We start from the raw sequence: 20,793 nt of genomic DNA on the forward strand, positions 1-20,793 counted from the left end.
TAAATATAGGCGCTAAGCCTCAAATGGTATAAACAATATGACCAACATAGCTGGTAACGATAGCACTCAGATGCTAGTGCTGACGATCATTTTTGCGCTTGCTTCACTGCTACACGGTATTAGCGGACTTGGCGCGACGCTCGTGACGACTACCGCGCTTGCTAGCATGTACCCATTGCCACATGCCATTGTATTGGTGATCTTCCCCTCGCTAGTGGTCAATGTCATGACTTGGCTAGCAGGTGGTGAGCGCACCGTTTGGCAAAATTTTATCTACTATGGCAGACGCTATTGGCTGCTTGCGCTTACCAGTTTACTAGGCAGTATTCTAGGTGCGAAGCTACTGCTATGGGTCGATAGCGCTTATATCCTTTTATTGTTGGCGGCGGTCATTGCCTTTTACGTCGTGAGTAGCTTGCTCGGCAAACAAATCCGCTTACCAGATACGAAGCCCATGTTGATAGCCGTAGGTTTTGGTGCAGGCGTCATTGGCGGCTCAACCAATGCGATGTCGACTATCCTGATGATGTATTTGCTCTCTGCAAGTGACGATAAAAACACCATCGCCAAAGTGGGTAACATGTGCTATTTCTTAGGAAAAATCGCACAAATTATTGTACTGCGTGAGCCTATCATGGCATTGAGTAGCGGTGAGTGGCAGCTGATTGCCTTGCTCAGTGTGATATCTATTGTTACGCTTTTAGTCGGGATTCGTCTACGTCGTTATTTGCCACAAGCGCGTTTTCGTCAGCTTATTTTATTGATTCTAATCGTGCTTGGAGTGCGCGTAGGCTGGCAAGGCGTGACTGCATTATTATAATCAAGGTTGCCAGAACGAGTTCAACTCTGAAATCACTCTTATCTTCTGAGTGAATTGAGTATTAAACCATTTCACCAAAATAAATCTGCTGTGCGACTCGAAACGTATTGCAGTGCGCCTCGACCACATCTTCGATATCTTCTGAATAGCCGCCGCCCATGACAATGGCAATAGGGATATTGGCTGATTTTGCTTGATGCAATACGTACTCATCACGCGCCTTACAACCTGCTTGGGTCAGTCCAAGTTTGCCGAGCTTATCGGTAGCCAGTACATCGACAGCAGATTGATAAAAGATCATATCGGGCGCAACCTCAGCGATTAACCGTGGGAGTGTGTCTTTTAATATCTCTAGATATTCATCATCACCAGCATCGTTTTCCAATTCAATGTCTAGGTCTGATACTTGCTTGCGAAACGGATAATTCTTGGCGCCATGCATGCTAAAGACAAAAACGCGTGGCTCGTCCTTCATGATGCTGGCATTGCCATTGCCTTGATGAACATCCAAATCCACAATTAAAATTTTCTTCGCTTGTCCGCGACTTAATAATAAATTGCTAGCGATACAAACATCATTGAACACACAAAACCCTTCTCCATGATCGGCAAAAGAATGATGGGTGCCGCCTGCAACATTCATGGCGACACCATATTGCTGAGCATATAGCGCGCACTCATAGGTTGCATGGGCAATATAACGACCGCGCTCCACCAACTTCGGTGTCATCTCAAACCCAATCGCTCGAGCGGCTTTGCGTGGTAGTGTTTGGGTTTTGAGCTGATACCAGTACTCTGCTGTATGAGTGGTCAAAATCTCCTCTTCGCTTAAGCAGGCAGGGGCAAAAAAATTATCTTGACTGATCGTGCCCTCACTCAATAAGCGCTCCGGAATCAAGATGTATTTTTGCATGGGGAAACGGTGCTTTTCAGGCACAGAGTAACGAAAGACGTCAGAGTAGGCAATTTTTAGCATAAGAATTCTAGCTTAATATTGATGGTTTTTTGGATATGCAAATAGATAGATGAGCGACCGCTGAGTGCGGCCTTATTGAGTGAACTATATAAGTGAATAAACTGACGCACTACTGAACAAACTGCGTCGGTAAAAAGAATGTGCGTGCATCTGATTGCTGGCGCAGCTCTGTCAGTAATGTCTGCATATCTTCAGCAGGGTCTTGATTATTAATCAAATCGCCAAATAGCTCGCTTGCAACCGTGGTCATCGCAACAACGCTTTGTAGTGAGTGCTCAATGATCTCAGTATCGATACCAACTGCTTCGATATCGATCGCGTTTTTGTAGCGTATTTCCCCATCATTGACATCCATCTCTAGGTTACCGATGAGCATATCGTAGTTAATTTGAGTGATGAGTAGTAAGGCAGCGCTCTGATGACTCTCTGGTATCAAAAATGGCAAAATACCATAGATTGCTAACAGTTTATTTTTTTCCTGAACACGAAACAGATAACCACAGTCTATTTTTTTATGACGCATTCTTAGGGATAAATGATGCGATTGCTGGCTGTCGTTGGTTTTGGGACGATAGTGCGTATAGTGCCATTGCTTGTCATTGAAGTATTGCTTTAGACAGTCAACAATGGGCGTGTCACTATGATTTTGTGGTTCTGAACTTAGTTTGTCAGTTTTGAGGTGAAACGCATCTGTTTGCGCTTTCTCGTTGCTTTGAGTAGTATCGTCTTCGGGCGCAGTTTTAGAGGCAGTATTATCAATGTCGCCGTCAGCAAGTGATGGCTGTGCTGGCTCGTTTATACCTTCGATTACTGACTGCGGTGCGGAAGCCGTCAGTAATCGTTTGATTTTTTGCCATAAGCTGAGTTTATTGGGTTGACTCATAATAGTATGCTAACAAGTAAAAGTTATAAATTAATCGTGATTGAGAGCCAAACTTTCTTTAATAGCAGGCTGCGCATAGAATGCTTCTAGCATGTCACGAATATGAGCCGTTAACCAAGGCGTTTCAATGGCGTCGTATACGATGGGTAGTAGAGCGCTGCTACATTGCGCCATAGCCTTTTCATCGATATGCAAACTCGCCGCAATGGTCGCTATCGTATCAGACTGATGATTGGCATACCAAGTATCAATACTCGCTGATACCAAACTGTGCAAATAGGGTGACAGTCGCAGGCGGTTGTAGCTTTGCTGGATACCCGCTTCGATATGGTCGATGCTACTGTTATCAGGCTCATTGCTTAAGTAGGTTTGTAGTTCACTGATTGGTTGGTCTTTGATACGATCCCAGCCCATGACCATCAGACGCGCCACTTCTTCATTTGATAAATGCGCTTGTGCATTGGCCTCAGCTTTGCGCGTCAAGTCTTTGATATTGCGATGCAAATACGTTTGCAGTTTTTCATCGAGGTTTCTGTTGGTCGCTTTCTCAAACGAGCTGCGCCCAAGCTTCATCAATTTACCAACTCCGCCCGCTTTATCAAGCGTGGTCTCCATAAAATCATTGATAGCGTGATAGAGCGTTTGGGTCAACAGATCGGCAAAGGTTTCGTTACCCACCAGCGTATGAATGAGGACGTTACGCTGCTGCTCATGGCTACCAATATAGTGAGCAAGAGTCTGAACTTGGGTGTCATCGACCAGTTCAGACAAAGGCACGTTGTCATTGACTGGATGATAGATAATCGTGTGCAAGATATCACGGATATCTGTACGCATCACCTCAGTCATTGGCTGATTTAACAGCCAGTCTTTCATCAAATGCTGTAAATGGTCACAGGTAATATATTTGCTTAAGGGCTGCGCGCCAAACCATTGCCAAGCTTCCATCGCTAAAGGCTCGGCCTGCTTGTGCAACCACTGCTGCATAAAATCAACTTGCGCATCGATCAAACTGTCTATCGTCAAGCGGCTGGTTAATGGTGCTTTTGACAAGTTGGTGTCTACATTGACATTATTAGTCTCTGCATCAGGCATTTGGTTTTGGCTATCTTGTGAAGTCGGCATAGGTTTTAAAGTCATATTTTGAGGTCGTATTTTTTTGAGGTTGTACTTTTTGGAGTAAGAGCAATCGACAATTTGTTATACTGTGTGTTTGTGGTGAGCATAGGGTATTATGCCACGAACATTACCTTTGTTTGTGATGAATATTGACTGCTGCTTGATAAATAACCAGAGGTTTTGATGACGGTTTTGGATATGCCTGTACTAACGCTTGATGAGATGACGGTTCAGCGCGGCGAGATACCGCTCTGTGAAGGGGTGACGCTGCACCTGTCTGCCGGTAGTATCTGTCATCTGATTGGGGCAAATGGAACCGGAAAGACCACGTTACTCATGCAGCTGGCAGGATTATTACCCATTCTGTCAGGTGAAGTTACTTATCAAGGTCTATCAGGTCTACCTATTCAACCGCTATATGTTTCGCACCAGTTGGGTATCCATCCGAATCTAACCGTGGCACAAAACCTGACATTTTTATTGAATTTATATGGCATCACGCCTAGCGCTACCGATATTGATGATGCGCTCACATGGGTTGGGCTACAAGGGTTTGAAACGATCAGCTCAAGTCATCTGTCTGCTGGTCAGACACGGCGTATCACGCTGGCAAGATTGTATTTATTGACGCCAGCTGTCACACCGCTGTGGTTACTTGATGAGCCGTTTACAGCGCTAGATGTCGATATGGTGGCACGTATGGAAGCACGGTTATGCAACTTTGCGCAGGCTGGCGGCTCGATACTCATGACCAGCCATCAGGCAGTGGGTGTCGCTAATCAAATGCTCGATTTGTCAGATTACATGGTCTAAATGTGACTGCTATCAGTATCGGTAAAAGGATGAATAATGACAGACAGTCCAACGCAAGTGAGCACAACCATAACCGCAAATAAAAACTCAAATGTTATTGTTACAACGCCGCGCAGTATTGGGTTTATGCAGTTGTGGCGCCGTGAATGGCAAGTCAAGCAGCAAGGGGCGGTGCAATGGTTGTACCCATTGGTATTGTTCTTAGTAATCATCACTTTGTTTCCACTAGCAGTTGGTAGTGAGCCTGCGCTTTTGCAGCGTCTTGGCGTATCAGCCGTGTGGATTGCTGCATTGCTGTCCTTGGTGATGGGCGTTGACGGGTTATTCAAGCCTGCGCTTGATAATGGTACGCTTGCGCAATTGGTCGTGGCAAAAGCGTCACTACCGTTATGGGTATTGATTAGACTGGTCATTCATTGGATTTTTAGCAGTGGTATTGTGGCATTGCTTAGTCTGCTTGCTGTGCCGCTATTTCAGCTGAGTTGGTTTGAAGCGTGGATATTGATGGCATCTATCGTGACAGGCAGTCCGATGCTTTTGATGCTATCCGCAGTCGCCAGTAGTTTAACGCTGTCATTGAAGAATGGCGCGGTGCTAGTGCCTTTGATTGCGTTACCGATGCAGTTGCCAGTATTGATTTTTGCCACAGGCGCGGTTGACTTATTTGCCACTGGCCTGAATGGTCTGCCGATCTTGGCCTTGTTGCTGGCAGGAAGTATTATATCTGTCTTGGTCATGCCGTGGGTAATTGCGCTGACCCTAAAAATGTCATGGCTCAATTGATTAATGTATTTGCCAGATATTAAAAACTTAGTTGTCTAAATCCAGTTATCTGAACGCCATGTATTAACATCGTGTTGAAAACGGGCAATTTTGCTATAATAGTCAATTGAATATGTAAACAGCTCTTTGTAGATTCTATCCAGTGTTTAACGCCAGCAGGTGAGCTGATAGTGTGCTTTTGTAGGCCACGTCGGTCATGACCAGTAAGCTGTGTAATAGGTTTATCCCCATGCCCAACCTGAATAACGTCTCGTCTCCTAGCCTATGGCAGCGCATTTGGCAGGGCTTCTTGACCACTGTAGGCACCAAGCAGTTCTTTCGGATTTTTAGTCCCTGGGTCAAGTGGCTCGCGATATTAGCCAGTCTCTGCTTGCTTATTGGTAGCGTGTGGGGTCTTGCTTTTGCGCCGCCTGATTATTTGCAGGGCAATAGCTACCGTATTATTTTTATCCATGTTCCAGCAGCCAGTCTAGCTATCTCTATTTATTTTTCCCTTGCGGTGTTGGGGGTGATTTATTTGGTGTGGAAGATTAAGACGGCCAGTCTGGTCGCGCAGGCACTTGCTCCGATGGGATTTTTGCTCTGTGTGATCAGTTTGCTCACAGGGTCTATTTGGGCCAAGCCAACATGGGGGACATACTGGGTATGGGATGCGCGTCTCACTTCAATGCTGATATTAGCGTTTCTTTACGCGGGCGTGATGGCACTGTTTGCTGCGTTTGAACACACGGCCAATCGCGGTAAAGCGGCTGCTATTTTATCTATCGTGGGCGCGGTGAATCTACCAATTATCAAGTACTCTGTAGAATGGTGGAATACCTTACATCAAGGTGCCACTTTTAGTCTGACCGAAGCACCGAAGATGTCAGCTGACATGTGGATGCCACTGTTGCTCATGATTATCGGTAGTTATTTACTGGTTGCGACCATGGCGATTTATCGTACCAATACGCTGATCTTACATCGTGACCAAGGCAAAGCATGGGTCAAAGAATACATTCGCGCTCAACACAAATAACGGCTAGGAACCTACTATGCAGCCTTACTTTTATAGCATATCTGAGTTTGTCGCCATGGGTAAGCATGGGGTCTTTGTATGGTCATGTTGGGCGATTACCATCGGCGTGATGCTGGCCTTTATTATTTATAGTCGCAGACAAAGACAAGCGCTTATCAAGCAGCTGACCATTCAGCAAGCGCGTCAGGCACAGCGCACTACCAAAACATCCACACCGATCACCAAGCAATCTGACTGAGAAATCATCTTAATATCAGGGTTTTAGCGTAAGAAACCCTATGCTTTTACTGACAAAAATATGACCTCGCGAGTAGCTATAGGGCTTATTGATTTGTCCGAAAAATGCTATCATATGATCATTAGAAGATTACGATTAGAAAGATTTTTTGACAATGTTTATTGAAAGCGTTTTTCTAATCGTCGTTTCTTTAATATTTTCTGTTTTATGGGCTAATTGTCTTTAAAACAGAGACTCATCAATGAGGTAGAGGTATGAATGCAGTTCGTCGGAAAAAGCTGATGTGGGTGATGTTTACGCTGGCAGGTGCAGCTGTAGCAGTCATATTGGTTATTTATGCTATCGGGCAGCAAACCGACTATTATTTTGATGCGACCGCTATCGCTCAAGGTGAGGCGCCTCAAGACAAGCGTATCCGTGCTGGTGGTATGGTGGTTGCAGGTAGTGTCCAGCGTGCAGCAGACAATCCATTGAATGTTGAGTTTGCGATTACTGACTTTCAATCAACCGTACCTGTGACTTACCAAGGTATTTTGCCAGACTTATTTGCCGAAAACTCAGGCGTCGTAGCCACGGGCAAGATGCAAGGGGATACCTTTGTCGCTGGTGAAGTATTGGCAAAGCATGATGAAAACTATATGCCACCAGAAGTCGCTAAATCCATGAAAGAAAACAATCGTAATGGGGCAGCAGTACCTTCTTCTGAACAGTATAATCCTGCCGAAAGAATTCATGAAACTGAAACCCTGCAACAGTAATAATGATAAGTATTGATGACATATAAAAAGGCCACCGATAATCGGTGGCCTTTTTAATACATTGCATTTAGCTATTCAGCTAATGATTAGTTATCCCATACAGGGCTATAGTCAGGATGCTCAATCTTACGACCATCAGAACTTGCTAGCTTACCGATTTTTTCTAATTCGTCTGCATTCAACTCTACTTTGATGGCGTCTAAGTTGCCTTGTAAGTGATCAGGGTTAGACGTTTTCGGAATAGCAACACGGTCTTTATCTGACAAAATCCATGCCAATGAAATCTGTGCTGGCGTTACATCGTGCTTGTCTGCAATCTCTTTGATAACATCATTATCAAATACATCGCCACGAGCGAGTGGTGAGTAAGCTTCTAGCAAAATATGATGGTTGTTCAAAAAGGTTTGTAATGTATCTTGCTTAATGAACGGATGAAATTCAACTTGGTTTACGACAATAGGTACGTCTGCATATTTTTCAGCTTCAGTGATGTTAGCAATATTAAAGTTCGAGACACCGATATGACGCGTTAGACCTTGCTTTTGTAATTCGCACAATGCAGGGATGGTCTCAGATAAAGGAACACGGTCATCTGGCCAATGTAGCAACAACAGATCAACATAATCCACGCCCAAATTTTCTAATGACTTTTGGGCAGCAGCTTTCAGCTTTTCTGGCTCAAACTTCATGTCATCAGGAAAAATTTTGGTGGTCAAGAAAAACTTATCACGAGCCACGCCAGACTGCTTAATACCTTCGCCGACTTCTTTTTCATTGTCATACGCTTGAGCGGTATCAATATGCTCATAGCCCATCTCTAGACCCTTTTTGACCACATCTATGCAGTCTTGACCAGTTGACTGCCAAGTACCCAGTCCTAGAACGGGAATATTGGCTTTTCCAGCGGTACGAATATTATAGTTTTTAGTACTCATGTTTTTATCCTTATTTTATTTATAATTTATAGTATGTTTTGAGTTAAAAATGGTTTTAAACAAGACATTTAAGACAGTTGATACTAGTAGAAAAACTTAGTGAACCTAAGCAGTTGTTTAGCTCATCTAATAACCAAGCTTATCTATTATAAGAAAAACTGGAGCAAAGTGGAAGAGCGTGTGACGCATCCCTACAAAGGACAAACAGGCTGTAACGTGATTTTGATGACCAGTTAGAATGTATAAACTGTTTAAAAGTGCAAAATCTTAAACTCAACGCCATAAAAAAACGCCCATCACGGTTAAGTAATGGGCGCCGATAATCATTGAAATACCCTTATATTTGGGTACTTATGATTTTAATGTCTTACTGAGCAGTGGCTTCTGTAGTTGCAGTTTCTGTAGTTCCAGTGTCTGCAGTTTCAGTTTTGGCAGCAGTGTCTGTCTTTGCGCTGTTATCAGAACCCCAGATTTTTGGGTACTTGTAGCCAGGGAAGGTTTCGTGAGCATACTTTTTGAAGGCTTCTGAATTATAAGCGTTGGTGACATCTTCAACCCATTTCTTACCAGTATCAGCAGATTTGATCGCTGACCAGTTCACATAAGCAAAGCTTGGCTCTTGGAACAATGCTTCAGTCAGCTTGATGCCAGAGTCAGTTGCGTAGTTACCGTTGATCACCGCGAAGTCAACTTCATCACGCGCGCGTGGTAATTGAGCCGCTTCTAGCTCAACGATATCGATATCGTATTTGCTGTTGTCAGCGATATCAGCTTTTGATGCAGTCAATGGATCGATATTGTCTTTTAGCTTAATCCAGCCAAGATCGTCCATCATAACCAACGCACGAGCAAAGTTACTTGGATCGTTCGGTGCAGAAACACTCATACCTTTGAATGCAGCGTCAAGGCTGGTCTTTTTACCTGAGTAGATACCAAGTGGTGCGGTTGGTACTTGGAATACTTCAACAAGATCAAGGTTGTTCTCTTTTTTGAAGGTATCAAGGTAAGGCTTGTGCTGGAAGATGTTGATATCCAAATCGCCTTCAGCCAAAGCAAGGTTAGGACGAACATAATCAGTAAACGCAATCAACTCAACCTCATAACCCTGAGCTTCAAGAGTTCCTTTCACTTGGTTACGAACCATATCAGCAAAATCACCTTCAGTCGTACCGATAACGATTTTGGTATGTTCAGGGTCGATGTCGCTAGTGCTAGCAGTAGTTTCTGCAGTGGCACCTTCGGTAACAGGCTCTTGAGTCGCTTCTGGCGCTGATGAGTTGCTGCAACCAACTAAGACCAAACCTGATACGCCAACGGCAGCAAATGCGGTGGCTAACTGACGGCTGATATCTGTTAATTTCATAATATGTCCTTAATAATGAATGGGATTGAGTAAAGCGTTTATCGTCGATACATTAAAAAAGCAACATTATAAATAGTAATGCTGCTTTTTTGTGATAGCTGAGACAAGGGTTGAGTGTTGCCAAAAATAAACCTAGTCGCTCGCAATGTCAAGTATTCTCTAAAGCGGTTTAACGTTTGTCTAAACGATTGGCGAGCCAGTTGCCAGAGGCTTGAATCGATATAACCATGATGGATAGTACAATCACGATAAAAATCATCACCTCGGTCTGATAGCGATAATAGCCATAACGAATGGCCAAATCACCCAAACCACCACCGCCAATCATACCAGCCGCCGCTGAGTAAGATAGCAAACTGATACACAAAATGGTGACAGAGAGTACCAATCCTGAGCGCGCTTCATTGAGTAGCACTTTGATGATAGTAAAAGGCCTGGCGCCCATCGATTCGGTTGCTTCAATAATACCGCGCGGTACTTCACGTAAATTTTGCTCAACCAAACGCGCAAAATAAAATGAACCTGCAATCGCCAGTACGAGCGATGCGGCAATCGGCCCGATACCAGTGCCGACGATGGCCTTGGTAAATGGGCTCATCGCAATCATCAAAATCACGAAAGGGAAGGCGCGCATAAAGTTAGTAATGCCGCCGAGCACACCATACAGTGTTTTGTTTTGCAAAAACTGGCGATCACTAGACAAAAACAAGAATACGCCAAAGAGCCCACCGATAAGGATAGCGACCGTGGTTGAAATACCAAGCATGACGAACGTATCAACAAACGCGCTCACAATCTCTTTGCGTAGGGCAAGCAGCTTGTCTATAGAGGCGGATAATTCAGTACCAGTTAACATATCTATTTCTCCTGCCTCATTAGTCCTCAACGACTAAACCTTTGCCAATCGGGGTAGTTGCCTGAATCAGACCATCTCGTACATCGGCCACTTCTAATAGCTGACCTTGATGCAATAATGCTGCGCGATCACAGAGTCTGCGAATGACGCTCATCTCATGGGTTACGATGACGATGGTCACACCAAGTTGCTCATTGATATCGCGCAAACAAGTCAGCAAACTGCGAGTCGTTGCAGGGTCAAGCGCACTGGTTGGCTCATCGGCCAGCAATACTTTTGGACTTGGGGCAATTGCGCGGGCAATACCGACACGTTGTTTTTGCCCACCTGATAGCTGCGCAGGATAATGACCGGCGCGATCAGTTAAATCCACGATTGCAAGGCAATCCATAACGCGTTTATGAATATCGCGGCTAGGGTAGCCTGACACTTTTAAATTAAATGCTACGTTGTCAAAAACCGTTTGATTAGACATGAGATTAAACTGCTGAAAAATCATACCGATATTGTGACGAGCGATACGCAGTTCACTGGCAGATAGCGTGGTCAAGTCAGTACCGTCTATGACCACTTGGCCTGAATCTGGACGCTCAAGCATGTTAATCAAGCGCAACAAGGTAGATTTACCTGCGCCTGAATAGCCCATTAGACCAAAAATCTCGCCTTGTTTGATAGTCAGAGATGTCGGCTCAACAGCGGTAAACCAATGTGGTTTGCCGTCTTTGTCTTTGATTGATCGGTCGCTTAAAAAACTTTTGGTCACATCGTTTAAGACAATCATGTCATTCATGGAGGGCTCAAAATTCAATAAATTTTTTAATGGTCATCGTGTGTCGTTATGCTTCTATTACTAGATAAGAAACCCATCAAAACAACAACAGTCAATAACCGTATAATAAGGGGCGGTAATATAGCATATTATCAGCCACTTTGGATATGCACATCCGTGACTGACTTATGATGAATAGCTATTAAGGAAGGAATGTTTGAGGGGTATCAGTGGGAGTAATATCAACAAAATAATGTGTTTTCAAATATAGCTGACTACTCATGCTGATTGTAATGAGGGTCATGTTTAACAGGTATGGCGACTAGGAAGCGAGTATGACCGTTTAGCGTATCAGTAGTGATCCGCCCTTGATGCGCGGTGACAATCTGTGAAACCAAAGATAAGCCCAAACCAGAACCTTTGTTTTTCTGCTGCAATCGTACGAATGGGCTAAACACTTCTTCGCGCTTCTCTTCAGGAATACCTGTGCCTTCATCAATCACTGCTAGCACCGCGTATTTCGGTAGTGGGCGTACAGGCTCAGTTTTTGCCTTTTTCAGATGCTTAGCAAATAAGCCTTCTTTGCGCGGCGTGGCTGAGGCTTCGTTATTGTTTTGGGTGTTGACTTTAGTGCCGTTTTTCGCTTTATCTTTGCTGCCATTTTTGCTGATAGTTGTATCAGTTGCTACTTTGTCAGTTTTTCTATTGCTATCGTTTTTAAGAGCGTGTGCACGATTATCGATTGTTCCGTCTGTAGATTCGATTTCATTAGAGTCTAGAGTGTCTGTAGAATCAGGAACGGCCTTCCAAATCACTTTATCTAAATCGGTGCTAGTAATATGAGCATCAGGTTTTACAGAGCTTGGGGTGTTTTTAATAAGGTTAAGATCTGTACTTATATCAGCATTTACATCTTCATCGACTGCTAGATTTTCACCATTCTTGTAGATTGGCGGTGCTGGTAAGACAGCTATTGGCTCGACTGACTCAGTTTTGTCTTTATTGCTCAGAGTAGAGTCAGCATTTTCGGATAAAGCAGATTCTTGTGCATCTATATTGGTATCAAGCGACTCTTCATAAGAGTCAAAATCCAACAAACTATTATAATCGGTGAAGCTGCTAGAGAGCACGGTCTGCAATAGGTAATCAGGAACAGTGCCAGCCTCTTCGATAGTCTGAACGCCGTACAGTAACACGGTAACGGGCGGCTTGCCGTGAAGCATGGCATTAGTCAGTAGATTGCGAATGAGATGAGTCAACATTGATGATTGACCGTCGATCATGATGTGCTCACCAATCAACGTGGCTTCAGGGTAGTGCTGACGTTCTTGATTGACCAAATCGTATAAATCCAGATTCTCAATTTGCTGCAGCGCATGACCTGCATCTAGACGGCTGACCAACAATATACTTTCGACCAAATCATTGAGACCTGACAGATCGCGAGTGATGGCATGAGCGCGTTTATCAAACTTGGCTTTGGTGTCGGACGGTAGCGCACCAGCCAACATATCCATCATTTCAACCTGCAAGCGAATGCGCGTGATAGGCGTACGCAGCTCATGAGAAGCATGCGCCAATAATAAATTATTGGCATCAACAAGGTGCTCAATCTTTTGCGCTGCTTGGTTGAATCCCCGCGCCAATGAGGCAATTTCGTCATTACCACGCGCGTTCACTCGAACCGTAAAATCCCCGTCGCCTAACTGAGCCATCTGCTGACTTAACTGATCGATACGCCATGTCATGGTACGAGCAATCAACCACAGAACACCTGCCATAATAATGAGCAGCAACAACGTACCTGTAAACAGATTCAGCGCTGCAGAAAGTACGGGCTTTTTAGGAGGTAAACGCGACTCATATAGCAGAGTATAGCCAGTGCTGCTATATACTTGAGCCTGCTTAGTAGGGGAGGTATCTGCAAATGAAGGGAAAACACGTGAAAATAAAGATGGCGTAGGTGGTAGCTCTAGTGGCAAATCGCTATTATCAGTTTGCATGAGCAACCGACCTTCGCTGTCGTACAAGCCCATTTTGGCCTGTAGTGACTCATCAAAAATATCAAAGCTTTTTTTCACAACAGCCAGCATAAATCGTGACTGTAAGCGATTGTCCTTACTAATAGAGATATTTAACTCATGCAGAAATGGATCAATCTGACCCAAAATCTGCGTGGCCAATATCTCTGATCGGATTCCTGCGTCCTTGTCATGCACCAGTTGGGTCAATAGCACCATAGCAACTGCAAATAAAGTAAGTGCCAGCATAACGCTGGCAAATAGTTTGGCAAATACGGAACGAAAACCCAATTGCTGCATTAAACAATCTCTGTTATTAGACGCTAATATCGACTGAGCTTAATATGCTCTCTGTCGATTAATCCATCTTTTACAATCAAACCTGATCAGTGGCAAATTGATAACCAACACCGCGCACCGTGATAATGCGTTTTGGTTGACGTGGGTTGTCTTCGATCAAAGCACGCAAACGTGAAATATGCACGTCAATGGCACGATCGATGTTATCTGAGCTATCATCATTTGGCATTGCCTGCCAAAGCTGCTCGCGATTTAATACCTTGCCAGAATGGGTAGCAAAATAGTGTAGTAATTGGAACTGATGCGTCGTTAAACGTACAGGTTCATCATCGATAGTAACTTCGTGACTGTCAGGGAATACACTCAAACGACCAAAAGTTAAGCTATCTGACTGGCTATCTGCTTGGTTTGGTTGCTCATGACGGCGGATAACAGCACGGATACGGGCAAGAAGCTCACGCGGTTCGAAAGGCTTCGCGATATAGTCATCAGCACCCATCTCCAAACCTAACACGCGATCAGTTGTATCCCCTTTTGCGGTCAACATAATAATAGGCACTTTATTGGTCATATTATTCTTGTTGCCACGAATTTTTTGACATACTTGCATACCATCCATGTCAGGCAGCATCAAATCAAGTACGACCAAATCGATATCACGCTCTTTGGTATCTAACAGATCAAGGCCTTCTTGACCCAAACCTGCATGATGGACGTCATAGTAATTCATGGTCAAATAATCACTGATCAGCTCTGCTAAGTCTGGATCATCTTCAATCAATAAAATCTGCTTGCTCATGGGATATCCTCTAATTGTTGTTATAATTTGCCAAAGGTCTAATGTGCGCTAGTCGCTTAACTATGATAGAAGTATCAATAATTTTTACATTCTATGCCATTAAACCTCTGAGCCTCTAAGTTTTCAGGTGTTTTAGAGTACTGAACTATCATGATGATAAAAATACGTAGTGATAAAAATAGTCCTAAATACTCGGATAGTGCTATATATAATACGACTATATTGCCTAATGATGCTGTTACAAAACAAGATAGGCTTTGTTAATGTTTCTACCAAATGTAACTGTCAGCATGAATTACTATGACACGATGACTTTTTTGCCTTCAGAATCAATAGGTAAATCAGCCAAGCAAATTAAACTATCGTTACTCACACCAGCAATCAAATATTGTTGCGTGGTCGGATCATACTCAATAACCTCGATAGGTTGGCGTGTCAAACGCTGGTCTTGGCCAATAATCCAGACATTGGCTGTTAACGGTTTAAGCGGCATGTATGGCGGTTTTTGTAACTCTGTTAAGTCAACATCATGCAAGGCGCGCTTAGGCACGATAGTACCTACGTCTATTTGTCCGTAATTGACTCGCCCCGTGACTTTCATTTCTGGTTGTAGCTTGTCACGGCTGGCTTCATTGTCAATGACGTTAACATACACCAAGAGTTTTTTGGGCTGGCTGGTAGGCACAAGCTTACTGACCTGACCTGTAAACTTGTCAGTGATACCTTCGGTCGTAAAATTGACAGTCTGACCGACTGAAAGCTGAGGCTCTGCTTGAATGGGTAGTGTCGCCGCAAAGTGCAATTTGGTCTCGTCACTAATTTCTAATAGGGGAGTGCGCCCCGCCATTTTTTCACCAGTTGTGGCATATAGGTTTTCTACACGACCTGAAAAGCTAGCAGTTATCGTAACCAAATTATATTGTGGGTTCGGTTTTTTAGTATCAGCTTTTACACCATTACTATCGGCGTTATCACTATTATCTGTCACAAGGTTTGCTGCTGACGCCTCTTCTTTATCATTGCTAGTATTATTGACATTAGCATCATTATCAACAGATAAAGCCTTAGTAGAGCTAGAGTCAGAATTGTCGTCAATACTTGGTGTATTCTCTGGTTTCTTATTATTGGTAGTGCTTGTCACTGTATCTTCTTTAGAAGAGTTGGCTTCTGTAGATGTGTCTGATTTTACGGTAGGATCGCTCACCGCCGCCAAACGCCTGACAACTAGTAAGGGCGTACCTTTTTCTACCCATTGACCTTCGCTAACGAACGTTTTTTCTATATTAACTGGATGTACTGCAACAAATTTGGTTTGTTTGATAGGTTCGATGCTACCTTGCAGCCCTAGACTTGGCTGATAACGTGAGGACTTTATACTTAGTATGTGTTCAGGCGTCATCGTAACACTATCACTGGTAATGACAACGGGGGAGTCTGCCGTTGCCGTGTTTTCAGGAGCGACTGATTCATTCTCAGGTGGTGAGGGCTGACAAGCAGCAAGCAATAAAACGCTGAGCAAGTAAAGGCTTTTTTTGGAATGTTTAAAGGCTGTCATAGCAGTCACCGTTATAGTCGTCGCTTCATTATATAGTGAATAGATACGCGGTGGAACAATTGCGCCATACTTACTAATCTTAAGTAGCGTAAGCGTTTGTCGTAAGAAAACAGATGTGGTTGCCAGCTTATTAAATAAGAACAGCGATTTATGATACTCATTAGTTAGAACATTAATTTGCTAATGACTGGAAAAGCATCAATAACTGTGCTAAAACAAACATAACGAAATACTATGATACATTTTTATCACAAAAGAAAATTATTCAGCAATGTGATTATTGATTCTATATAATGCAGGAATATCATAAAGTTGGTTGCCTCGTTGTTTGAATAACGTTGTCACTGACAGTAAGTAAGTTCAAAATTTTTTGAGTGTTTTAAGAGATAATACGGTCTTGCTTGATGGTTATAGAAGTAAAATATTGAGCCTAAAAAGCTAAGAGTTGCACTCAATTTTATGAGCTTATTACGAGCAAAGTGCGTATAGTAACTCATGTTGACGCTGTGTTTGATGGGCAGACACTGATAAAAGGTATTCACTGTCATAAAATGTCTAATAAAATCTCAGTCTTTTGTATTGGTCTAATATTGACTGATATCATGACTTGAGATAATCGTTAGAGCTTTATATAGACAGAGAGCGTTACGAATAAATAGTCGTTCATAGGATAATGATAATGGAAAATAATTTTGAAGGTTTAAAAGTAATGGTGATTGATGATTCAAAAACCATTCGCCGTACCGCAGAAACCTTGCTACAAAAAGCGGGTTGTGAAGTCGTAACCGCTATAGATGGCTTCGATGCCTTAGCAAAAATTGTTGATAACAACCCAGATATTATTTTTGTCGACATCATGATGCCGCGCTTAGATGGCTATCAGACTTGTGCACTCATAAAAAATAACCCTGATTATGCTAATAAACCCGTGATTATGTTGTCATCTAAAGATGGCTTATTTGATAAGGCCCGTGGCCGCATCGTCGGATCTGATGAGTATTTGACCAAACCATTTAGTAAAGATGAGCTCTTTGATGCGATTAACCAGTACCGTTAATCAGCTCTGTAGACTCAAATATAGTGATTGCTAAGATTAAAAATAATGACTCACTATTTAAGTGACTAGCATACTAAGTGACTAGCATAAAAATAAATCACGAATAAGTTGTTGGGCATCATTTTCAATCTTTTTATCAACAATATATCTTCATAGATATTTTAGAAATAAAGGAAAATCCTATGACTACCGTTTTAGTCATTGACGACTCGCCATCAGAAATGGCGAAATTTCGCGACATGCTCTCCAAAAATAATTTTCAAGTATTAGAAGCATCAAATGGCGAGCAGGGCTGTCAGATGGCAGCTGATCACTTGCCAGATGTCATCTTAATGGATGTGGTCATGCCAGAAATGAACGGTTTTCAGGCTACGCGAAAAATCACTCGTGGTAAAACCACCGCTCATATACCTGTCATTATGATTAGTACCAAAAATCAAGAAACCGATAGAGTGTGGGGCAAGCGTCAAGGTGCCAAAGAGTATATGAATAAACCAGTCGATGAAAATGGATTGGTCAATATGATTCGCAAAGTGATGGAGTAACTTGTGGCCTCTAGAGGATTTATTGAGCTTCTGCGTCTAGCAGACTTGGCACGTGCGCGCAAAAGTGGTCGCCGCGGTGGTCAAGAGTTTGATTGGCAAGGGGTGGTATTTGAGATTGGTGGGCAGCGCTTAGTTGCCCCTATGGGTCAGGTATCAGAGGTATTATCCATGCCAGAATATACTAGCTTACCTCTAGTAAAGCCTTGGATGCTAGGTATTGCCAATATTCGCGGACGATTACTACCTCTGACGGATTTGTCACACTTTTTACAAGTGCCAAGTCGCTTGTCACAGCTAAGCCAGCGGAAAGTTATTGTAATCGATCATGACAATAACTTTTCAGGGCTACTGGTCGATCAAGTGCTTGGTATCGAACAGTTCACTCAGGAACAATATCGCCCAGAAGCGATTGATTCCAATTCACCATTTGCACCTTATAACCATGGTAAGTTTTTGAAAGACGAGCAGGAGTGGTACGTTTTTATGCCAAGCTTGCTGGCACAGGATCTGCAGTATTCAGATGCTGCGATATAGTAATCGATAATAGAAGACCTATTTATTCGGTAACGACAGATTGATAGCGACTGACACGATACAGTGGGATGTCAGTATTTATACAGGCTTTGCTAATCATTGTTTTGATAACAATAAGATTGTCAAAGTCAGTCACGATAAGACTTTGACGATTGTTTGAAAGGAATACGCAAGATGAGTGATGTTAAAAGAAAACCTGTAGCTGGCGTGGGCCAAACAGCAGTAGATGGCAAAAGCTCTGATAGTACATGGAAATTGTTATTAGGATTTTTTGTGCTATTAAGTTTGGCTTGTCTGATTTGGCTGATCAACTCCCTATCAACGGTAAGTCAATACTTTGATAGCTTTGATCAATCGGTTGTTTTACCGGCGGCGATATTTGCAATCGGAGCCGTGGGTATTATGTTTGCCTCATATCAGTTGCTCAAGCAACGTGGTGGATCGGAGCGTTTACTGATTGAAAAAGAAACGTTACGCCGCCGTCAAGAAGCAGAAGCAGAGTCTGAACGAGCTCGTCAAATTCAAGAAGAAAACGAACGTAACCAGATCGCTATTCTACGCCTACTTGATGAGTTGGGTGATTTGGCAGAAGGTGATTTGACGGTCAATGCTACCGTATCAGAAGACTTTACAGGGGCAATTGCCGACTCAGTAAACTTCGCAATTGACCAATTACGTCAATTGGTCTTGGTTATTAACAGCACCGCTGACCGAGTTGCACAGTCTTCAGATCAAACGCAGATGAACGCTGTTGAGCTTGCTGAAGCTTCTGAACATCAAGCGCAAGAAATTGCTGGCGTATCAGCCGCTATTAATGAGATGACCGTGTCAATTGACCAAGTTTCGAATAATGCGTCAGAGTCTGCGACGGTTGCTCAGCGTTCAGTTGCCATTGCCTATAATGGGGCAGAAGTTGTACAGCGTTCGATTGAAGGTATGAACGTTATTCGTGATCAGATTCAAGAGACGTCGAAACGTATCAAACGTCTTGGTGAGTCTTCGCAAGAGATTGGTGATATCGTTGGCTTGATTAACGATATTGCAGACCAAACCAACGTATTGGCATTGAACGCCGCCATTCAGGCATCGATGGCAGGTGAGGCCGGTCGAGGCTTTGCGGTTGTTGCTGATGAGGTTCAGCGTCTGGCTGAGCGTTCAGCGAATGCGACCAAACAGATTGAAACATTGGTAAAAACCATTCAGGCGGATACTAATGAGGCTGTTATGTCGATGGAGTCGACGACATCTGAAGTAGTACGTGGTGCTCGTTTGGCAAAAGATGCTGGTGAAGCACTAGAAGAGGTACAGAGCGTTTCTAACACGTTGGCTGACTTGATTCAGAATATCTCAAATGCTGCATTACAACAGGCTGAATCTGCTGGCCATATTTCTCATACTATGAATATCATTCAAGATATTACTTCACAAACCTCATCTGGTACGTTGGCCACAGCACGTTCTATTGGTGAGTTGAGTGAAATGGCTGCCGCACTACAAGAATCTGTTACTGGTTTTAAAGTATCGAACGATGATGAATTATTAGATGATGAAATGATTCACTCTGAACAAACCTTATCAGAAATTGTCTAACCTTTTAGCGTGAATGTTAAAGCAGTATTGATACGTCTTTTTGTATAAGGTTTTAACTAAAATGCTGTACAAGTATTGATGCCGTGCAGCAGTAATAATAGCAGGTGACGTGAACAATCATACACAAGCAGAAAAGGCTCTATCTAATACATTTGAACCTGTATGGGGTGATGAGATGATACAGGGCGATAGCGCTAATTTGCAGCAGTGGCAGCGATATATAGAACAAGAGATTGGCTTTATATTGCCAAATATGCAGCTGCAGTGGTTGACCAATGCCATTGACCATACAGCAACGTTAAATGGACTCACTATTCAGCAGCTCTGGCATCAATTGCCAAAAGATAATGAGATTCGCCAGCAGTTATTGGATAAGGTGCTGATTCATGAGAGTCGCTTTTTTCGCCATAGACCTTCTATAGCCTTTGTCACAAAATATGCAGCAAATTATCAACGAGCAAATAAAACGGATACCCCGTTTCGCATTTGGAGTGTTGGTTGTGCAAGTGGGCAAGAGACTTGGTCGCTGGCTATGAGTCTGACAGCCGCGCAGTTGTCTAATCATGTGATACTGGGAACAGATGTGAGCGAGCAAGCGATTACAAACGCGCGGCTAGGACAATATGATAAACGGCAGCAGTCACTGATTCCTCAAAATTGTCAGCAGTTTGTTCACCCTTTGATCACCAAGAATGCAGAAAATGAGCTGAGTATGGCTGATGCTTCTAGTAAAGCAGAAAGGTCTATCAATACTCACGTTGATTGGCAAGTAGCGCCGGCTTTACGACCTTATGTTAGCTTTGCTCTGCACAATGTTATTGAACAAAAACCACCCACTTCGCATCTCCAAAATGTGATTATCTGCCAAAATATGTTGCTGTATTTTCGTAAATTTGATCAGCGTGATATTTTGGCACGGCTATCAGAGCAGTGTGCGGTAGAGGGATATATTATATTGGCTCCAGGTGAGGCGTTATTTTGGCGTCCTTCGAATATGCGCCGTATTGCGCACCCACAAGTGAATGTGTGGCAAAAAATTAGTGCCTAAATTAGTGCCTAGA

At 43.2% G+C, this 20,793-nt stretch carries 20 protein-coding genes and 1 pseudogene; 11 read left to right on the forward strand and 10 right to left on the reverse strand.

Going from position 1 to position 20,793, the window contains the following annotated elements; translation table 11 throughout:
- Positions 1-37: 37 nt before the first annotated feature.
- Positions 38-820, forward strand: a complete 783-nt coding sequence (locus tag ACTXGK_RS17595; protein WP_443515928.1) for a sulfite exporter TauE/SafE family protein — start codon at positions 38-40, stop codon at positions 818-820.
- Positions 821-881: 61 nt separating this feature from the next.
- Here ACTXGK_RS17595 and ACTXGK_RS17600 read toward each other — a convergent pair whose 3' ends face one another.
- The 3 genes from ACTXGK_RS17600 to ACTXGK_RS17610 form a co-directional block, all read right to left on the reverse strand.
- Positions 882-1,796, reverse strand: coding sequence for a histone deacetylase family protein (locus tag ACTXGK_RS17600; protein ID WP_443515926.1), 915 nt, complete (start codon positions 1,794-1,796; stop codon positions 882-884).
- Positions 1,797-1,905: 109 nt separating this feature from the next.
- Entirely contained in the window at positions 1,906-2,679 is a 774-nt protein-coding gene (locus ACTXGK_RS17605) for a type III secretion system chaperone family protein (RefSeq protein ID WP_443515925.1), read from the reverse strand.
- Positions 2,680-2,709: 30 nt separating this feature from the next.
- A complete protein-coding gene (locus tag ACTXGK_RS17610) occupies positions 2,710-3,819 on the reverse strand; it encodes a hypothetical protein (protein WP_443515924.1) in 1,110 nt (369 codons plus the stop codon).
- A 177-nt stretch (positions 3,820-3,996) separates the two neighbouring features.
- Here ACTXGK_RS17610 and ccmA point away from each other — a divergent pair, with 177 nt between their 5' ends.
- The 5 genes from ccmA to ccmE all read left to right on the forward strand — a co-directional run bounded on the left by ccmA (position 3,997) and on the right by ccmE (position 7,408).
- Positions 3,997-4,611 (forward strand): heme ABC exporter ATP-binding protein CcmA, encoded by a 615-nt coding sequence (gene ccmA, locus ACTXGK_RS17615; RefSeq protein WP_443515922.1) that lies wholly within the window; start codon positions 3,997-3,999, stop codon positions 4,609-4,611.
- A gap of 126 nt (positions 4,612-4,737) precedes the next feature.
- Positions 4,738-5,394: a heme exporter protein CcmB gene (locus ACTXGK_RS17620; protein WP_058025499.1), complete on the forward strand. Its 657-nt coding sequence runs from the start codon at positions 4,738-4,740 to the stop codon at positions 5,392-5,394.
- A 229-nt stretch (positions 5,395-5,623) separates the two neighbouring features.
- The gene (locus tag ACTXGK_RS17625; RefSeq protein WP_201597871.1) at positions 5,624-6,412 is read left to right on the forward strand and encodes a heme ABC transporter permease; all 789 of its coding nucleotides are present in this window, start codon (positions 5,624-5,626) and stop codon (positions 6,410-6,412) included.
- Positions 6,413-6,428: 16 nt separating this feature from the next.
- A complete protein-coding gene (gene ccmD / locus ACTXGK_RS17630) occupies positions 6,429-6,650 on the forward strand; it encodes a heme exporter protein CcmD (RefSeq protein WP_371532887.1) in 222 nt (73 codons plus the stop codon).
- Between the two features lie 254 nt (positions 6,651-6,904).
- Positions 6,905-7,408 carry a cytochrome c maturation protein CcmE gene (gene ccmE, locus ACTXGK_RS17635; RefSeq protein WP_443515919.1) on the forward strand — a complete coding sequence of 168 codons (504 nt, stop codon included), beginning with the start codon at positions 6,905-6,907 and terminating at the stop codon, positions 7,406-7,408.
- An 86-nt stretch (positions 7,409-7,494) separates the two neighbouring features.
- Here the strand turns inward: ccmE and ACTXGK_RS17640 are convergent, their stop codons facing one another.
- The 7 genes from ACTXGK_RS17640 to ACTXGK_RS17670 form a co-directional block, all read right to left on the reverse strand.
- Positions 7,495-8,343: an aldo/keto reductase gene (locus tag ACTXGK_RS17640; RefSeq protein WP_443515917.1), complete on the reverse strand. Its 849-nt coding sequence runs from the start codon at positions 8,341-8,343 to the stop codon at positions 7,495-7,497.
- A gap of 367 nt (positions 8,344-8,710) precedes the next feature.
- Positions 8,711-9,706, reverse strand: coding sequence for a MetQ/NlpA family ABC transporter substrate-binding protein (locus ACTXGK_RS17645; protein ID WP_443515915.1), 996 nt, complete (start codon positions 9,704-9,706; stop codon positions 8,711-8,713).
- A 169-nt stretch (positions 9,707-9,875) separates the two neighbouring features.
- A complete protein-coding gene (locus tag ACTXGK_RS17650; protein WP_201597883.1) occupies positions 9,876-10,562 on the reverse strand; it encodes a methionine ABC transporter permease in 687 nt (228 codons plus the stop codon).
- Positions 10,563-10,581: 19 nt separating this feature from the next.
- On the reverse strand, positions 10,582-11,352 hold the full coding sequence (locus tag ACTXGK_RS17655) for a methionine ABC transporter ATP-binding protein (protein ID WP_290175921.1): 771 nt from the start codon (positions 11,350-11,352) through the stop codon (positions 10,582-10,584).
- 254 nt (positions 11,353-11,606) lie between these two features.
- Positions 11,607-13,652, reverse strand: coding sequence for an ATP-binding protein (locus ACTXGK_RS17660; protein WP_443515912.1), 2,046 nt, complete (start codon positions 13,650-13,652; stop codon positions 11,607-11,609).
- Between the two features lie 76 nt (positions 13,653-13,728).
- On the reverse strand, positions 13,729-14,451 hold the full coding sequence (locus ACTXGK_RS17665) for a response regulator transcription factor (RefSeq protein WP_058025471.1): 723 nt from the start codon (positions 14,449-14,451) through the stop codon (positions 13,729-13,731).
- Between the two features lie 298 nt (positions 14,452-14,749).
- Entirely contained in the window at positions 14,750-16,006 is a 1,257-nt protein-coding gene (locus tag ACTXGK_RS17670) for an efflux RND transporter periplasmic adaptor subunit (RefSeq protein WP_443515909.1), read from the reverse strand.
- A 679-nt stretch (positions 16,007-16,685) separates the two neighbouring features.
- Here ACTXGK_RS17670 and pilG point away from each other — a divergent pair.
- The 5 genes and pseudogenes from pilG (at position 16,686) to ACTXGK_RS17695 (ending at position 20,780) form a co-directional block, all read left to right on the forward strand.
- Positions 16,686-17,063 (forward strand): twitching motility response regulator PilG, encoded by a 378-nt coding sequence (gene pilG, locus ACTXGK_RS17675; protein WP_057761576.1) that lies wholly within the window; start codon positions 16,686-16,688, stop codon positions 17,061-17,063.
- A gap of 182 nt (positions 17,064-17,245) precedes the next feature.
- Positions 17,246-17,608 (forward strand): response regulator, encoded by a 363-nt coding sequence (locus ACTXGK_RS17680; RefSeq protein WP_201597892.1) that lies wholly within the window; start codon positions 17,246-17,248, stop codon positions 17,606-17,608.
- Positions 17,609-17,611: 3 nt separating this feature from the next.
- Positions 17,612-18,142 carry a chemotaxis protein CheW gene (locus ACTXGK_RS17685; RefSeq protein WP_371532879.1) on the forward strand — a complete coding sequence of 177 codons (531 nt, stop codon included), beginning with the start codon at positions 17,612-17,614 and terminating at the stop codon, positions 18,140-18,142.
- Between the two features lie 303 nt (positions 18,143-18,445).
- Positions 18,446-19,732 (forward strand): annotated as a pseudogene (locus ACTXGK_RS17690) (methyl-accepting chemotaxis protein); the annotation flags it as partial.
- Positions 19,733-19,841: 109 nt separating this feature from the next.
- On the forward strand, positions 19,842-20,780 hold the full coding sequence (locus ACTXGK_RS17695) for a CheR family methyltransferase (protein ID WP_443515906.1): 939 nt from the start codon (positions 19,842-19,844) through the stop codon (positions 20,778-20,780).
- Positions 20,781-20,793 lie beyond the last annotated feature (13 nt).

It is taken from the genome of Psychrobacter sp. T6-5, assembly GCF_052258485.2.
Taxonomy (GTDB): Bacteria; Pseudomonadota; Gammaproteobacteria; order Pseudomonadales; family Moraxellaceae; genus Psychrobacter.

What these genes read in the sequence shown, in the direction of transcription:
- ACTXGK_RS17595 (WP_443515928.1), top strand. Translation starts at nt 38, where the DNA reads ATGACCAACATAGCTGGTAACGATAGCACTCAGATGCTAGTGCTGACG.
- ACTXGK_RS17600 (WP_443515926.1), bottom strand. Translation starts at nt 1,796, where the DNA reads ATGCTAAAAATTGCCTACTCTGACGTCTTTCGTTACTCTGTGCCTGAA.
- ACTXGK_RS17605 (WP_443515925.1), bottom strand. Translation starts at nt 2,679, where the DNA reads ATGAGTCAACCCAATAAACTCAGCTTATGGCAAAAAATCAAACGATTA.
- ACTXGK_RS17610 (WP_443515924.1), bottom strand. Translation starts at nt 3,819, where the DNA reads ATGACTTTAAAACCTATGCCGACTTCACAAGATAGCCAAAACCAAATG.
- ccmA (WP_443515922.1), top strand. Translation starts at nt 3,997, where the DNA reads ATGCCTGTACTAACGCTTGATGAGATGACGGTTCAGCGCGGCGAGATA.
- ACTXGK_RS17620 (WP_058025499.1), top strand. Translation starts at nt 4,738, where the DNA reads ATGCAGTTGTGGCGCCGTGAATGGCAAGTCAAGCAGCAAGGGGCGGTG.
- ACTXGK_RS17625 (WP_201597871.1), top strand. Translation starts at nt 5,624, where the DNA reads ATGCCCAACCTGAATAACGTCTCGTCTCCTAGCCTATGGCAGCGCATT.
- ccmD (WP_371532887.1), top strand. Translation starts at nt 6,429, where the DNA reads ATGCAGCCTTACTTTTATAGCATATCTGAGTTTGTCGCCATGGGTAAG.
- ccmE (WP_443515919.1), top strand. Translation starts at nt 6,905, where the DNA reads ATGAATGCAGTTCGTCGGAAAAAGCTGATGTGGGTGATGTTTACGCTG.
- ACTXGK_RS17640 (WP_443515917.1), bottom strand. Translation starts at nt 8,343, where the DNA reads ATGAGTACTAAAAACTATAATATTCGTACCGCTGGAAAAGCCAATATT.
- ACTXGK_RS17645 (WP_443515915.1), bottom strand. Translation starts at nt 9,706, where the DNA reads ATGAAATTAACAGATATCAGCCGTCAGTTAGCCACCGCATTTGCTGCC.
- ACTXGK_RS17650 (WP_201597883.1), bottom strand. Translation starts at nt 10,562, where the DNA reads ATGTTAACTGGTACTGAATTATCCGCCTCTATAGACAAGCTGCTTGCC.
- ACTXGK_RS17655 (WP_290175921.1), bottom strand. Translation starts at nt 11,352, where the DNA reads ATGAATGACATGATTGTCTTAAACGATGTGACCAAAAGTTTTTTAAGC.
- ACTXGK_RS17660 (WP_443515912.1), bottom strand. Translation starts at nt 13,652, where the DNA reads ATGCAGCAATTGGGTTTTCGTTCCGTATTTGCCAAACTATTTGCCAGC.
- ACTXGK_RS17665 (WP_058025471.1), bottom strand. Translation starts at nt 14,451, where the DNA reads ATGAGCAAGCAGATTTTATTGATTGAAGATGATCCAGACTTAGCAGAG.
- ACTXGK_RS17670 (WP_443515909.1), bottom strand. Translation starts at nt 16,006, where the DNA reads ATGACAGCCTTTAAACATTCCAAAAAAAGCCTTTACTTGCTCAGCGTT.
- pilG (WP_057761576.1), top strand. Translation starts at nt 16,686, where the DNA reads ATGGAAAATAATTTTGAAGGTTTAAAAGTAATGGTGATTGATGATTCA.
- ACTXGK_RS17680 (WP_201597892.1), top strand. Translation starts at nt 17,246, where the DNA reads ATGACTACCGTTTTAGTCATTGACGACTCGCCATCAGAAATGGCGAAA.